The sequence below is a fragment of the Actinoplanes sp. CA-051413 genome (genome assembly GCF_050955795.1).
Lineage (GTDB): Bacteria > Actinomycetota > Actinomycetes > Mycobacteriales > Micromonosporaceae > Actinoplanes.
Map to the genome: position 1 here is coordinate 1129510 of NZ_CP192100.1, position 14821 is coordinate 1144330.

15 protein-coding genes and 1 pseudogene are annotated in these 14821 nt (G+C 72.3%); 14 read left to right on the top strand and 2 right to left on the bottom strand.

Going from position 1 to position 14821, the window contains the following annotated elements:
* Positions 1-160 precede the first annotated feature (160 nt).
* Positions 161-1777 (top strand): DUF885 domain-containing protein, encoded by a 1617-nt coding sequence (locus ACQP2Y_RS05365; protein WP_433725107.1) that lies wholly within the window; start codon positions 161-163, stop codon positions 1775-1777.
* Between the two features lie 716 nt (positions 1778-2493).
* Here ACQP2Y_RS05365 and ACQP2Y_RS05370 read toward each other — a convergent pair.
* Positions 2494-3183: a hypothetical protein gene (locus ACQP2Y_RS05370; protein ID WP_433725109.1), complete on the bottom strand. Its 690-nt coding sequence runs from the start codon at positions 3181-3183 to the stop codon at positions 2494-2496.
* Between the two features lie 44 nt (positions 3184-3227).
* Positions 3228-3845, bottom strand: a complete 618-nt coding sequence (locus ACQP2Y_RS05375) for a hypothetical protein (protein WP_433725111.1) — start codon at positions 3843-3845, stop codon at positions 3228-3230.
* A 169-nt stretch (positions 3846-4014) separates the two neighbouring features.
* Between ACQP2Y_RS05375 and eno the strand changes: the two genes are divergently transcribed.
* The 13 genes and pseudogenes from eno (at position 4015) to ACQP2Y_RS05440 (ending at position 14821) form a co-directional block, all read left to right on the top strand.
* Positions 4015-5298 (top strand): phosphopyruvate hydratase, encoded by a 1284-nt coding sequence (gene eno / locus ACQP2Y_RS05380; protein ID WP_360555922.1) that lies wholly within the window; start codon positions 4015-4017, stop codon positions 5296-5298.
* A gap of 110 nt (positions 5299-5408) precedes the next feature.
* The gene (locus ACQP2Y_RS05385; RefSeq protein WP_433725113.1) at positions 5409-6032 is read left to right on the top strand and encodes an FtsB family cell division protein; all 624 of its coding nucleotides are present in this window, start codon (positions 5409-5411) and stop codon (positions 6030-6032) included.
* Positions 6033-6533 (top strand): DUF501 domain-containing protein, encoded by a 501-nt coding sequence (locus ACQP2Y_RS05390; protein ID WP_433725115.1) that lies wholly within the window; start codon positions 6033-6035, stop codon positions 6531-6533. It begins immediately after the preceding gene.
* A gap of 10 nt (positions 6534-6543) precedes the next feature.
* A complete protein-coding gene (locus tag ACQP2Y_RS05395; RefSeq protein WP_433725117.1) occupies positions 6544-7047 on the top strand; it encodes an amino-acid N-acetyltransferase in 504 nt (167 codons plus the stop codon).
* 9 nt (positions 7048-7056) lie between these two features.
* A pseudogene (locus tag ACQP2Y_RS05400) lies at positions 7057-7953 on the top strand (exopolyphosphatase); the annotation flags it as partial.
* Positions 7954-8195: 242 nt separating this feature from the next.
* Positions 8196-8525 (top strand): PadR family transcriptional regulator, encoded by a 330-nt coding sequence (locus ACQP2Y_RS05405; RefSeq protein WP_360555919.1) that lies wholly within the window; start codon positions 8196-8198, stop codon positions 8523-8525.
* On the top strand, positions 8522-9550 hold the full coding sequence (locus tag ACQP2Y_RS05410) for an HAAS signaling domain-containing protein (RefSeq protein WP_433725120.1): 1029 nt from the start codon (positions 8522-8524) through the stop codon (positions 9548-9550). The genes ACQP2Y_RS05405 and ACQP2Y_RS05410 overlap by 4 nt, the downstream gene beginning before the upstream one ends.
* 93 nt (positions 9551-9643) lie before the next feature.
* Complete coding sequence (locus tag ACQP2Y_RS05415) at positions 9644-10273, top strand: LppU/SCO3897 family protein (protein WP_433725122.1); 630 nt, start codon at positions 9644-9646, stop codon at positions 10271-10273.
* A gap of 69 nt (positions 10274-10342) precedes the next feature.
* Positions 10343-11080: a uracil-DNA glycosylase gene (locus ACQP2Y_RS05420; protein WP_433725124.1), complete on the top strand. Its 738-nt coding sequence runs from the start codon at positions 10343-10345 to the stop codon at positions 11078-11080.
* Positions 11081-11132: 52 nt separating this feature from the next.
* Positions 11133-11831: a DUF4129 domain-containing protein gene (locus ACQP2Y_RS05425; protein WP_433725126.1), complete on the top strand. Its 699-nt coding sequence runs from the start codon at positions 11133-11135 to the stop codon at positions 11829-11831.
* Positions 11828-12433 (top strand): hypothetical protein, encoded by a 606-nt coding sequence (locus ACQP2Y_RS05430; RefSeq protein WP_433725128.1) that lies wholly within the window; start codon positions 11828-11830, stop codon positions 12431-12433. The genes ACQP2Y_RS05425 and ACQP2Y_RS05430 overlap by 4 nt, the downstream gene beginning before the upstream one ends.
* Before the next feature lie 13 nt (positions 12434-12446).
* Complete coding sequence (locus ACQP2Y_RS05435; RefSeq protein ID WP_433725130.1) at positions 12447-13457, top strand: AAA family ATPase; 1011 nt, start codon at positions 12447-12449, stop codon at positions 13455-13457.
* A gap of 20 nt (positions 13458-13477) precedes the next feature.
* A complete protein-coding gene (locus tag ACQP2Y_RS05440) occupies positions 13478-14821 on the top strand; it encodes a DUF58 domain-containing protein (protein ID WP_433731770.1) in 1344 nt (447 codons plus the stop codon).

Genomic DNA, 14821 nt, shown 5'->3' on the forward strand with positions numbered 1-14821 from the left:
TGCCGCCCCGGTTCCGCCTGCCGCTTCCATCCGCTGCCGCTTCGATCTGGCTGGCCGCTCTGGTTCGCTGGCCGCTCTGATCCGCCTGCCGCTTCGATTCGCCTGTCGCTCCGGTCTCGCCGGCGCGAGATTGTCGTACCCGACGAGTAGATTTCGCTCCATGCCGGAGTTCGTGCCGCTCGCGGAGAGCATCGTCGACGCCATCCTGGAGACCGACCCCGCGCTGGCGTCGTATGCGGGTGACCACCGCTTCGACGATCGCCTGCCCGATCTGTCGCCCGGTGCGGTGGCCGACCGGGTGACCATGCTGCGGGACGCCGCCGACGCCCTGTCCGGCACGGATCCGGACGACTTCGACGACCAGGAAAAGGTCGACCACGCGATCCTGTCCGCCATCGTCGAGCGCGGCATGTTCGAGCTCAGCGACGTCCGCGAGCACGAGTGGAATCCGCTGGTCCACAACCCCGGGCCGATGCTGCACACCCTGCTGGCCCGCCCGTTCGCCCCCGCGGAGGAACGCCTCACCAGCCTCGGCGGCCGGCTGGCGGCCGTACCCGACGCCCTCGCCACCGCCCGCGCGGTCCTGCGCGACGTGCCCCGGCTGCACACCGAGATCGCGGTCGGCCAGTTCGCCGGCGCGGCCACCCTCATCCGCGACCAGGTGCCCGGCCTGCTCGCCGAGGCGCCGGGCCTGCGCTCCGCGATCGAGCCGGCCGCGGCCACCGCCCTGGCCGCCCTGGCCGAGTTCGACGGCTGGCTCAAGGCCCGGCTGGAGAGCGGCGAGCCGGGCCGCGACCCGCGTCTGGGCCGCCCGCTGTGGGAGGCCCGGCTGTGGCACACCCTCGACACCGAGCTGCCGGCCGCGGAGGTCCTGTCCCGCGCCGAACGCAATCTGGCCGAGGTCGGCGAGCAACTCCGCGCGGCCGCCGCCGAGCTGGCCGGTGGCCCGCCCACCGACGAGACCGTCCGCCGCGCCCTGGACACCCTGGCCGCGCAGCACCCCGACGACAGCACCATCGTCGACCTGGCCAAGGTGACAATGGGCGAGGCGACGGAGTTCGTCCGCGAGCACGCCCTGATGACCCTGATCGACGACCCGTGCGTGATCGAGGAGATGCCGGAGTTCGCCCGCGGCGTGGCGGTGGCCTACTGCGACCCGCCCGGCCCACTGGAAACCGCGGACGTGCCGACGTTCTACTGCATCGCCCCGGCCCCGTCGGACTGGCCGAAGGACCGCGTGGAGTCGTTCTACCGCGAATACAACGACCACATGCTGCGCAACCTGACGGTCCACGAGGCGATGCCCGGCCACTTCCTGCAGCTCGCGCACTCCCGCCGGTTCCGCGCCGACACCCGCGTCCGGGCGCTGGGCTTCTCGGGCCCGTTCGTGGAGGGCTGGGCGGTCTACGCGGAGGAGCTGATGGCCGGGCTGGGCTTCGGCGGCCTGCCGGTCCGCCTGCAACAGCTCAAGATGCAGCTCCGCATGAGCCTCAACGCGATCCTGGACCAGCTGGTGCACTGCGAAGACCTGACCGAACAGGAAGCAATGGCGATGATGACCGGCCGAGGCTTCCAGGAAGAAGGCGAAGCCGCCGGCAAGTGGAAGCGGGCGCTGCTGACCTCGACCCAGCTCTCAACATACTTCGTGGGCTACACAGAAATGTCGGCGATCGCAGCGGCCCGCCCGTTCGGCGCCACACCCAAGGCCTGGCACGACGCGATGCTGGCGCACGGGTCGCCGCCGCCTCGGCACTTGCGTACGTTGCTGGGGGTTTGAGGCTCTCCCGCGGCCTGGCGCGGGCCATCATCGGCCGGGGGCCGGGGGCCGGGGGCCGGGGGCCGGGGGCCGGGGGCCGGGTGGTGTCGGGTGGTGGTGTCGGGCTGGGCTGTGGCCTGGAGGGCTGCTGCGGCGCGCCGGGTGATGCTGTCTCGGCCTGGTTTCGGCGGGCTGGGCCAGCCCGACTGCTTCGGGCGCCGTCGCGGTGCGCCCGGCGATGCCGTGCACGGCCATGCCTTGCCCGGCCATTCCGGCCTGCCCGATCGGGAGTCGTCGCGATATGCGACATAGGGCCCAGCCGCGCCGGGCTGCGTCGCATCCGCGCCTGGCCGCGCCTGGCTGCGTCGCATCCGCGCCTGGCCGCGCCTGGCCGCGCCTGGCTGCGCCTGGCTGAGCGGTGCATCTAGACCTTGGTAATTATTGGCCGCTATAGGGAGCCGCTATAGGGGCCATCGGCCACCAAGATCTCCCACGCCGCCGGCCCATTGAGCTGACCCCGCTCCGGCCATGGCGGTGCAGCAAGCAACAGCCTCGTGCTGGGTCGCGCCAGGCCGCGTTGGGCGGCGCCAGGCCGCGTTGAGCAGCGCCACAGGCGGTCGATCCAGCAGTCGTCGTCTGTGAGGCCGCCGAAAGGTCAGGCCGGCGCCGCCACGGTGAGCTGGCCAATCCCAGCCGATCCAGCTGAGCCGCCGGCCCAGCAGACCCCCGGCCCGAAACTACCGGCCTCGGCGGTCCACGAGCTTGGCCGACTTGGGCAGGTCGAACATCGCCTCCTCGACCTCCTCCGAGTAGTGGGTCATCGCCACTTCCACCCGGGTCGAGTTGAGGATGCCGTCGAAGCTGCCCAGCACCCCCTCATTGGTGATGCACGTGGTGAAGTCGCGGGCCGCCGCGTCGTCGACACCCCGGAGCTGCACGCAGGTCGCGTGCCGTCCCGCGATTGTTGTGTCGTGCTGGTCGACTTCCACGTCGTTGTCGAGCACCGCCGCGTTCAGCAGGGCCAGCACCGTCGCCGGGGGGATCAGGCCGCTCTCGCCCGCGCCCTCGAAGACCTTCGCCGGGGCGGGGCTCGCCGCAGTTGAAGGCGCCATCAGGGTGCACGTTGTTGTTTTTTCCGTACGGCATTCCGTGGTCGCGTCCGCCGTCACCGTCACCTTGCCGCCGGGGTACACGTACGCCGTCCGGGCCGGTTTCCGGGTCTGCGCGACCGTTGCCTTCTCGCCGCCGGGCAGCTGGTAGTTCGCCTCGTACGTCAGATCCGCCGCCGACGTCATCTGCGCCGCCAGGTCTGCCACCAGGTCGTTGCGGGTCAGGCCCTGGCTCGACTCGTCCAGCTCCGAGCAGCCCGCCGTCGCGACGCACAGCATGAGTACGGCCGTGGCGAGGCGTCGGCTGAGTACTGGCACGTGCCCACCTTTGCCGATGCGTGCAACCGCGCGCAAACCAGTTCTCAGGCCCGGGTGCGGCTCAGCAGCTGCTGGCGCATCACGTACCGGCGGATCACCCGGGCCTGCGCCTCCGTCACGTCGAAGATGGCCACCAGCTCCACCGACATCGGTCCCGGTGGCACCTGCTGGGCCAGCCGTTCGACCTTCGACGCCGTGGCGCCCACGTCGATGATCTCGCTGCCCAGCTCGATCCGTAGCTGCAGGTCCTCGCCGTCGCGGACGTTCGTGTCCTCGAAGTGGGCCCGCATGCTGTGTTCGCTGATGTCGCGGATCCAGCCGTTCGCGTCCGGGAAGCCGGCCCGGTGCATGATCACCTGCTCGCCGCCACCGCCGCGGACGAAGTGGCGCTGCTGTTCGACCAGCGGTTCGCCGCGGGCCTCCACCTGCAGCCGGTTCTCGGCCACCGCCAGCACCGCGCAGGTCAGCGCGTACCGGCCGCGGGGGGCCGCCGACCAGCGCAGGGTGACGGCCGCGCCCACGACGGGGACGGCGACCAGCGGGGCCGACAGTGTCAGACCTTTGCCCTCCGCGTGCACGACACGGACACGGGCGGCCTGCTCGTCGGAGGCGGTCATCTCGACGTACGAGCCGGCATCGGGAAGGAGCACGGTAGTAGTCATGGCGATACCCGAGATCGGCATTTTCCGGCCTCGCCTGAGGCATGTGGCGGCGTAAGTTCACCGGCCGCCGCCACGGGCGACACCCCGGGTCGATACGCTCTAGCCCGTGGTGGGCCGCAGGGTCGCGGTCTGGAATCTATCCATACGAGCATGAGGAGCGACACGACAGATGGCCACCATTGAAGCGATCGTCGCCCGGGAGATTCTCGACTCGCGGGGCAACCCCACCGTCGAGGTCGAGGTGGGCCTGGACGACGGCACGGTCGGACGCGCCGCGGTGCCGTCCGGCGCATCCACGGGCGCCTTCGAGGCGATCGAGCTGCGGGACGGTGACAAGGGCCGCTACCTCGGCAAGGGCGTCGAGAAGGCGGTCAGCAACGTCGAGGACAAGATCGCCGACGAGCTGCTCGGCTACGAGGCCAGCGAGCAGCGCCTGATCGACGAGAAGATGCTCGACATCGACGGCACCGCCGACAAGTCCGAGCTGGGCGCCAACGCCATCCTCGGCGTGTCGCTCGCCGTCGCCAAGGCCGCCGCGCTCTCCGCCGAGCTGCCGCTGTTCCGCTACGTCGGCGGCCCGAACGCCCACGTGCTGCCCGTGCCGATGATGAACATCCTCAACGGTGGCGCGCACGCCGACTCGAACGTCGACGTGCAGGAGTTCATGATCGCTCCGATCGGCGCGCCGTCGTTCCGCGAGGCGCTGCGCACCGGCGCGGAGGTCTACCACGCGCTCAAGTCGGTGCTGAAGAAGAAGGGCCTGTCGACCGGGCTGGGCGACGAGGGCGGCTTCGCGCCGAGCCTGCCGACCAACGCGGCCGCGCTGGACCTGATCGCCGAGGCCGTGCAGGCCGCCGGCTTCACCCTGGGCACCGACATCGTGCTGGCCATGGACGTCGCGGCGACCGAGTTCCACAAGGACGGCGCGTACGTCTTCGAGGGCTCGCCGAAGTCGACCGACGAAATGATCAACTACTACGCCAAGCTCGCCGAGACGTACCCGATCGTCTCCATCGAGGACCCGCTCGACGAGGAGGACTGGGCCGGCTGGACCGCGCTCACCGCCCAGATCGGCGGCAAGGTGCAGATCGTCGGCGACGACCTGTTCGTGACCAACCCGACCCGCATCGGCCGGGGCATCGCCGAGGGCGCCGCCAACGCCGTCCTCGTCAAGGTGAACCAGATCGGCTCGCTGACCGAGACCCTGGACGCCGTGGACATGGCGCACCGGGCCGGCTTCAAGACGATGATGAGCCACCGCTCCGGCGAGACCGAGGACACCACGATCTCGGACCTGGCCGTGGCTGTGGGTAGTGGCCAGATCAAGACCGGCGCGCCGGCCCGCTCGGACCGCGTCGCCAAGTACAACCAGCTGCTGCGCATCGAGGAAGAGCTCGGCAGCGCCGCCCGGTACGCCGGTGCGGGCGCGTTCCCGCGTTACCGCACCGCGTAACGCTGCGTCGACAGATCATGGAGTTGTGGCTCCGCGTCGCCTGGGCATAGTGTCCAGATGCAGGTGCCGCAACTCCATGGTCTTGGGCGAGCTCCGGGGGAGGGGCAGGGATGACGCAGCGCCGCACACCGAGTGGTCAGGGCCCGGCCCGTCGTCCCACCGGTCATGCGGGACGCCCGGGCAGCCGTACGGCCGCTCGTCCGGCCCGTAGCCGCGACACCGCCGCCACCCGGATCGAGCCCCGCCGGACGCCGGCCACCCGCACCACCAGCGGCATCCGGTCCGGCAGCCGGCCGGCCGCCGCGCGCCGCGCGGCCGCGACCGGGGCGACCAAGCGCACCGTCGCCACCCGCCCCAAAGCCTTCACCGGCCGGGCCACCGTGCTGATCGTCGTGCTGGTGGCCCTCGCGCTGGCCTACACCTATCCGGTCCGCGTCTATCTCGCGCAGGAGTCCCAGATCGCCCAGATGCAGGCCGACCAGGCCTTGCAGCAGGCCAAGATCAAGGGGCTGACCGAGGAGGTGGCGAAGTGGAAGGACCCCGAGTACGTCCGCAGCCAGGCCCGCGACCGCCTCTTCTACGTGCGCCCCGGTGAAGTGCCGCTGCTGGTGCTGAACGACCCGGCCGGCGCCGCCCGGGACGCCGGCCGGAGCGCCCCGGCGCAGACTCAGAACCGCTGGTACGACACCCTCTGGGGCAGCGTCGCCGCTGCCAACTCTGAAACCCGGAAGTAGATGACGACACCCTCCGAGACGGATCTGCAGGCAGTCACCCAGCAGCTCGGCCGCCGCCCCCGCGGCACCCGGGCGATCGCGCACCGGTGCCCCTGCGGCAACCCGGACGTGGTGGAGACCTCCCCGCGCCTCGACGACGGCACCCCGTTCCCGACGATGTTCTACCTGACCTGCCCGCGGGCCACGGCCGCGTGCAGCCGGCTGGAGTCCGCCGGTGTCATGCGGGAGATGCAGGACCGGCTCGCCACCGACCCGGCGCTCGCCGCGCAGTACGAGAAGGCGCACGAGGACTATCTGCAGCGCCGTGAGGCCGTCGAGCACGTCGAGGAGATCAGGAACGTCTCCGCCGGCGGCATGCCCGACCGGGTCAAGTGCCTGCACGTGCACCTCGGGCACGCCCTGGCGGCGGGGCCGGGGGTGAACCCGTTCGGTGACGAGGTCCGCGCGGCGGTCGAGCCGTGGTGGACAGGCAGTCCGTGCGTGCCGCCGCCGGCTGAATAAACTCGGCCGCATGCAGGTCGAGATCCGCCGCGCGCGCACGTCCGACGTCCGGGCCATCCGGAACCTGGTGGACACGTACACGTCGGACCGCCGGCTGTTGAGCAAGGCCACCGTCACGCTCTACGAGTCCGTCCAGGAGTTCTGGGTGGCCGTGGACGGGGCCACCGACCAGGTCGTGGGCTGTGGCGCGCTGCACGTGATGTGGGAGGACCTGGCCGAGATCCGCACGGTCGCGGTGGATCCGGCGTACCGCGGTCTCAAGATCGGCCACCGGCTGGTCGCGGAGCTGCTCGATGTGGCCCGGCAGCTGGGCGTCGCGCGGGTGTTCTGCCTGACCTTCGAGACCCGGTTCTTCGGCTCGTTCGGCTTCACCGAGATCGACGGCGCGCCCGTCCCGCACAGCGTCTACGAGCAGCTGCTGCGCTCGTACGACGAAGGTGTCGCCGAGTTCCTCGACCTGGAACGGGTGAAGCCGAATACCCTCGGTAACACGAGGATGCTCCTCCATCTCTAGGAGAACAGCGTGAGAGTCGCGGCGATCGACTGCGGGACCAACTCCATCCGTCTGCTCATCGCGGACATCGCCGGCGGCCGCCTCACCGACGTGGCCCGGCGGATGGAGATCGTCCGGCTCGGGGAGGGCGTCGACCGCACCGGCCGGCTCGCGCCGGAGGCGATCGAGCGCACCCGCAAGGCCCTGCTCGGGTACGCGACCGAGATCGCCGAGCTGGGGGTGAGCCGGGTCCGGATGTGCGCGACCTCGGCGTCGCGGGACGCGGCGAACGCCGCCGACTTCACCGCGATGGTCCGCGCCACCCTGGGCGTGGACCCCGAGGTGATCAGCGGCGACGAGGAGGCCCGGCTGTCGTTCGCCGGGGCGGTCACCGGGCTGACGGCCGAGCAGCCGTACCTGGTGGTCGACATCGGCGGCGGTTCCACCGAGTTCGTGGTGGGCGGCGACGAGGTCCGGCACGCGATCTCGATGGACATCGGCTGTGTCCGGATGACCGAGCGGCACCTGCGCAGCGACCCGCCCACTGCGGCGGAGATCGCCGCGGCGGAGCAGGACATCACCAAGGCCGTCGACACCGCCCTGCGGACGGTGTCCGGCCACGGCACGGCCACGCTGGTCGGGCTGGCCGGTTCGGTCACGACGGTGGCCGCTCTGGCTCTGCACCTGCCCCGGTACGACGCGGAGCGGATCCACCACGCGCGGGTCCCGTACGACGACGTGGCGAAGGTGACCCAGGATCTGCTCGGCTCGACGGTGGCCGACCGCCGGGACCTGCCGGTGATGCATCCGGGGCGCGCGGACGTGATCGGCGCCGGGGCCCTGATCCTGCGCATCATCATGGAACGCGCCGGCAAGACCTCGGTGATCGCCAGCGAGCACGACATCCTCGACGGCATCGCCTTCTCCCAGGTGGATCCGGCCGCCGAGGAGGACGCGGTGCCCGCCGCCCACCCCGCGCGCAAGGCCGACGAGCCCACCCTGAAGAAGTTCTTCTCCACGCTGCGGTCCGCGACCCACCGCGACTGAGCCGCCCGGCCGCCTTGACCGGCGGTGCGAAAGTGGTCGGCAGGCCGGTAACGGACGTCGATTCGTCGGCGACGGTACCGTGCCTTTGACACTACTTCGCATCGCGAAGTAGTGTGCACCGCGTGGATACCACCCAGCTCCTCAAGGGCGTGCTGGACCTGGCCTGTCTCGCCGCCCTGCGCGACGAGGACGGCTACGGCTACGACATCCTGCGCCGGCTCCGGACGGCCGGGCTGGCCGAGGTCGGCGACGCCTCCGTCTACGGCACCCTGCGCCGGCTCTTCAACGCCGGCCTGCTCACCACCTACGTCGTGCCCAGCGACGAGGGTCCGCACCGCAAGTACTACGCGCTCAACCCCGCCGGCCGGGCCGAGTTGCAGCGCTCCGGCAAGGTCTGGCACGGTTTCGCATCCACGATGGACGATCTGCTTCGCGAGCGGGAGACGGCGTGATCACCACAGCTCAGGACGAGATCAATCTGTACGTGTTCGCGGTCCGCGCGGCCCTCGGTGACCTGCCCGAGTCGCTGCGCGACGAACTGCTCGAGGATCTGCCCGAGCACCTCGCCGAGGTGGCGGCCGACGGCGAGGGTTCGCTGACCGACCGCCTGGGCAGCCCCGAGGCGTACGCCGCGGATCTGCGGATGAGCGCCGGCTTCGTCGGTGGCTTCCCCGATCCGCCCGGGCGCACCGACCAGTTCAAGGAGATGCGCGACGTGGCCCTGGCTCGGCTGCGCGTCGCCGACGTGCGGCTCGGCCCGCTGTTCGGCGCCGAGCGGGCCAGCGACTTCCTGGTGCAGCTGCGCCCGGCGTGGTGGGTGCTGCGCGGCTACCTGGCCGCCATGGTGCTCGCCTGGATGCTCGACGACAGCGGTCAGCCGATCGGTCTGCTGCCGCGCATCGGTGGCAGCGAGGCCGTCGCCCTGCTGCTGCTCGCGGCCGGGATCCTCGGCTCGATCTGGCTCGGCCGCCGCTCGGTACGGCTGACCCACTGGCCCCAGCTGGCGCTCTACGCGGGCTCGGTGGTGCTGGTGCTCGTCGCGCTCGGCGGCTTCCTCAGCGCCGACAGCAGCAGCCGCGGCGCTCCTTATGCGGACGTCAACTACGACAACTCGAACCCGTACGGCAACGTCGAGGACCTTTTCGTGTACGACGAGCAGGGCCGGCTGGTGAAGAACGCGCGCATCTTCGACCAGAACGGTGCGCCGCTGCGCCTGGGCAACGCGTACTGCTACGACGAGTCGGGCAACTACACCGAAGTCCAGACGCTCACGTACCCGTACTGCGCCGAGCGGGATCCGTTCCGGGCGCCGACCGCCACGGCCAGCGCCGCAGCTGGTGAGGCGTCTGGTGCTCCTGGGGCGAACGGGCCGGGTCCGGTGCCGCCGATGGAGGACGGTTCCGGGGTCAGCCCTTCGGTCAGGCCCTCGCCCAGCCCTTCGGCCACTTCGCCGAGCGTCTCGCCGTCACCGAGGTAAAGGCCTGGTAACGGGGTCGCGGCGGCGCTGCCCGGGTCGCTACCTTGTGCTCCGATCGGCCGACCCCCTCGGCCGGACCCGAGAGGAATCATCGTGAGCAACCCGGTCGCGCCGCCGCCTTCTGCCGGTGACGGCTTCCCGCCGCCCGCCAACCAGGGCTTCGGCAATGCCCCTGCGCAGGGCCAGCCCTACGGCGCGCCGCCGGCGCAGGGTCAGCCCTACGGTGCTCCGCCGGCCCAGGGCCAGCCCTACGGTGCCCCGCCGGCCGGTGGCCAGCCCGGCCCCGGCCAGCCTGTGCCCGGCCAGCCGTACGGGGATCCGGCGCAGCAGGGCTTCGGCGGCCCGGCCGCCTTCCCGCCCGAGCCCAAGAAGAAGAGCGCGTTCGGCCGGATCGCGCTGCGCATCGTCGGCGCCATCGTCGTGTTCGTCATCATCGCCGTGGCTCGCGAGGCCTTCTTCGGCGACAAGGCCAAGGACGCCGCCGTCGGTGACTGCGTCGCCTCCTCCGAGGACGTGAAGGTCGACGAGGAGACCGAGGCCGACGCCAAGGTCGTCGACTGCAGCTCGGCCGACGCCGCGTTCACCGTGGTCGGCCGGGTCGACGGCGAGAGCAACACCAGCAGCAAGTCCTGCGAGAAGTTCTTCAAGGAGAACGAGGAGTACTTCGTCTACGGCAGCACCGCCGGCAAGGGCTACCTGCTCTGCCTGCGCCCGAAGGCCTGACCCACCCCGGTACGGCGGGAGCCCCACCCCGGCTGCTCCCGCCGTCCCGCGCAGTGCTGTGCTGGAGCCGTGCCCAGCCGTACCCCTGAAGACGTCGCCCAGCACGCGGCCGCCGCGCCCGACCTGCCGGTCCTCGACGCCGGCGTCGCCGATTGCTTCGCCTGCCCGCGCCTGGTCGCCTGGCGGGAGGAGGCCGCCCGGGTCAAACGGGCCTCGTTCCGTGACCAGACCTACTGGGCTCGCCCGATCCCGGGGTTCGGGCCCGGTGACGCGAGCATCGCCATCCTCGGTCTCGCCCCGGCCGCCCATGGTGGCAACCGCACCGGCCGCATCTTCACCGGTGACCGTTCCGGCGATGTCCTCTTCGCCGCCCTGCACCGGGCCGGCCTGGCCAACCAGCCGACCAGCGTCGCGGCCGACGACGGCCTGGCGGTGCGGCACACCCGGATCTTCGCCGCCGTCCGCTGCGCCCCGCCGGACAACAAGCCGCTGCCGGTCGAACGGGACACCTGCGCGCCGTGGCTGCACCGCGAGCTCACCCTGATCCGGCCCACGCTGCGCGTCGTCATCGCGCTCGGCGCCTTCGCCTGGGCGGCGTGGTGGCCCGCGATGACCGCCGTCTATGGCCTGCGGCCGCCGGTCCCGCGTCCCGCCTTCGGCCACGGTGCCCAGGTCAGCCAGCCCGGCGTGCCCGAGTTGCTGGGCTGTTACCACGTTTCCCAGCAGAACACGTTCACCGGCCGGCTCACCCCCGCCATGCTCGACGACGTCCTCGGTCGTGCCAAAGACCTCGCGGGCCTGGCATGATGCGGACTCTGCCGATTTTCCGCCGTGCACGGACGACCTAAGGCCGGGAGTGTTGGATCTCGCCGCACTGCGTCGCTGGTGGCCGCTGGCCGCCGTCCTCGCGCTGCTCTTTCTCGCCTCGCTGGCGGCCACCCGTTCGGCTCCCCAGCTGGACAGGTTCGAGCCCGACGCCCCGCCCAGCATCGAGGCCGCACCGCTGCTGCCGCCCTCGCTGGAAGCCCGCGTCGAGCCCTCGCAGGAGCCGTCGAAGGCCGGCGGTGACCTGCCCGACTGGACCGGCACCGTGGCCTTGGTGATCCTCGGCATCGTGGGCATCATCGTGCTCGGCCTGGTCGTCTGGGCCCTGCTGCGCCAGACGCTGAGCCGCCGCGGCAACCGCAAGGGCCGCCGGGAGCCGCGCCGGCCGGAGGCGCGCACCGCCGAGGACCTGGTCGCGGCCCTGGACGCCGGCCTGCAGGAGCTGTCCGACACCGATCGGGACCCCCGCCGGGCCGTGATCGCCTGCTGGGTGCGCCTGGAGCAAGCTGCCGCCGCGGCCGGCACACCTCGGCACGCCGGTGACAGCCCTACCGACCTGGTGGCCCGACTGCTGGCCGAGCAGCGCCTCGACGCCGGCGTGCTGACCCCGTTCGCCGCGGTCTACCGCCAGGCCCGGTACGCCACCCACACCGTCGACGACCAGATGCGCCAGCAGGCCCGCTCCGCCCTCGAACGGCTGCGGGTCGACCTCGGCGCCGGGGTCAGCTCATGAGCCGCGAGCAGGACGGCGGGCTCGAGGACCTCTTCGGCAGCCGGCCGGCCGAGGTCATGCTCCCCGACCCGCCGGAGGAGGAGGCCGAGAAACCGCGGTCCCGGATCGGCTGGGTCGTCCGCAACCTCCTGCTCGTCGCGGTCGCCACCGTCGTCACCGTGGCGGCGTTGCGGTCGCGCGGCATCAATGTCTCCGTCCTGCTGATCGTGGCCGCGTTCGCCGCGCTGCGGCTGCTGATGCTGGCCGTGTCCGAAGTGGCCCCGCCGCCGGTGCCCAGGCCGGCGACCCGCCGCGGCGAGGACGAGGGTGACTATCGATGGGCCGGCACCGATACCCTGCGGGCGGCGGTACGGCGCTGGGAGCAACGGCTGGAGTGGTCGCAGCACGACTTCGAGAGGTTCTCGCGTAACGTCCTGCCCGTGTTCGCCGAGCTCGCCGACGAACGCCTGCGGCTCAAGCACGGGTTCACCCGCGCGTCGGATCCGCGGCGGGCCCGGGAACTGCTCGGCGAGCCGCTGTGGGAGTTCCTGGACGAGCCGGGCCGGCGCTCGCCGAAGCCCCGTGAGCTGACCACGTACGTCGAGGCACTAGAGAAGATCTGAGAAGGGTGGTTCGGTGACGGACGCGAGCGTGGAGGCCCTGCCGCCGTACGAGGTCGGCAGGCTGGCCGGCGCTGTCCTGGACTCGGTGGGCAGCGTGCTGGTCGGCAAGCGCGAGTCCCTCGAGCTGGTGCTGGCCGGTATCCTGGCCGGCGGTCACGTGCTGCTGGAGGACCTGCCCGGGCTGGGCAAGACGCTGACCGCCCGCTGCTTCGCCCAGTCGCTCGGCCTGGACTTCCGCCGCCTGCAGTTCACCCCCGACCTGCTGCCCGCGGACGTCACCGGCTCCTTCCTCTACGACCAGCGCAAGGGCGACTTCGCGTTCCGGGCCGGCCCGGTCTTCACCAACATGCTGCTCGCCGACGAGATCAACCGGACGCCGCCGAAGACCCAGGCCGCCCTGCTGGAGGCCATGCAGGAGAAGCAGGTCTCCGTCGAGGGCGTCACCTACCGGCTGGACCCGCCGTTCCACGTGCTGGCCACGGCCAACCCGATCGAGTACGAGGGCACGTACCCGCTGCCCGAGGCCCAGCTCGACCGGTTCATGCTGCGCGTCTCGTTCGGCTACCCCACCCAGGACGAGGAGTGGGAGGTGCTGCGCCGCCGCATGTCCCGCCGCCAGGAGGAGTCGCAGCTTGCGCCGGTGGTCGACGCGCGCCGGCTGATGGCCATGCAGGCCGCGCTGGAGCAGGTCGTGGTCGAGGACTCGATCGGCCGGTACATCGTCGCGCTGACCTCCGCGACCCGCGAGCACGCCTCGGCGCTGGTCGGCTCGTCGCCGCGTGGCTCGCTGGCGCTGCTCCTGCTGGCCCGGGCCCGGGCGGTCATGGCCGGCCGGGACTTCGTGGTGCCCGAGGACGTCAAGGACGTGGCGGTCCCCGCGCTGGCCCACCGGATCACGCTGCGGCCGGAGATGTGGCTGCGCCGGGTCGACCCGGCGTTCGTGGTCCAGGAGGTGCTGCAGGCGGTGCCGGCGCCGGCCAGTGGTGCCCTGCCGACGTACGCGGGCGGGTACACCGGCCAGTGACAGCCTTGGAGCCGCCGTCGTTGCGGGCCGCCGTACCCCCTCAGGGGCCGGCGGCCGACGAGGGGTGGGCGGCGCCCGCCTGGGTGCCCACCCGGGCGCTGGGCCGCACGGTCCTGCTGACCGGGTTGCTGCTGGTCCTCGGGGTGGCGCTGGGCCGGGTCGACCTGGTGCTGCTGGCGGCGCCGTTCGCTGTCGGCGCGGCGATCGGGCTGCGCCGGATGCCGCGCTCCGCGCCCGAGCTCACCGTGGACGCGGAGGAGGAGCACATCGTCGAGGGCGGCAGCGTCGGCGCCGGGCTCACCGTGGCCAACCCCGACGTCATCCCGTACGACCTGGTGGTCGTGCGGACCCGGACCTCCCCGTGGCTGGAGCTGCGCGACGCCGACCGGCCGTTCGCGATCACCGTCGCGACCGACGGCTGGACCGCCGTCGAGCTGCCCGGCGAGGCGACCCGCTGGGGCCGGCACGAGGTGGGTCCGGCCGCGGCCCGCGTCGCCGCCTGCGGTGGCCTGCTGGCCTGCCGCCCGGTCGTGACGCCGGCCCGGCGGGTGCGGGTGTATCCGGAGACCGAGCCGTTCGCGGCCACCGAGGCGATGCCGGCGGCGGCCGGCCTGGTCGGCAACCACCGGTCGCGGCGGCCCGGCGAGGGCGGCGAGCTGGCCGGGGTACGGCCGTTCGCCCCCGGTGACCGCCTGCGCCGCATCGACTGGCGAGTCTCCCTGCGCACCCGCGACCTGCACGTGGCCTCCACCCTGTCCGACCGGGACGCCGAAGTGCTGCTGCTGCTCGACGTCCTCGGCGAGGCCGGCGCGTCCGGCGGCGTCAAGGGCCGGGCGTCCGTGCTCGATACGACGGTCCGCGCGGCCGCCGCCATCGCCGAGCACTACCTCCAGCGCGGTGACCGGGTCTCGCTCATGGAGTACGGCTCCTCCGCCCGGCGGCTGCGCGCCGCCACCGGACGCCGGCAATACCTGACGGTGCTCGAGTGGCTGCTGGACGTCCGGGCCGACACCGGTGACCAGGGCCCGCATGAGCACGTGTTCGGCGCCCACCACGTCTCCTCGGACGCGCTGGTCATGGTGCTGACCCCGCTGGTCGACCCGCGCTCGGCCGATATGCTGGCCGGGCTCAGCCAGTCCGGCCGCTTCACCGTCGCGGTCGACACGCTGCCCGCCGGGGTCACGCCGCCCAACCGCAGCCCGTGGACGCCGACCGCCACCAAGCTGTGGCGGATGGAGCGCGAGAACGTCCTGGGCCGGCTGCGCGAGCACGGCGTACCGGTGGTGACCTGGGCCGGGACCGGCAGCCTGGACCTGGTGCTGCGGGACGTGTCCCGGCTCGCCTCCGCACCGCGGGGGCGCTGA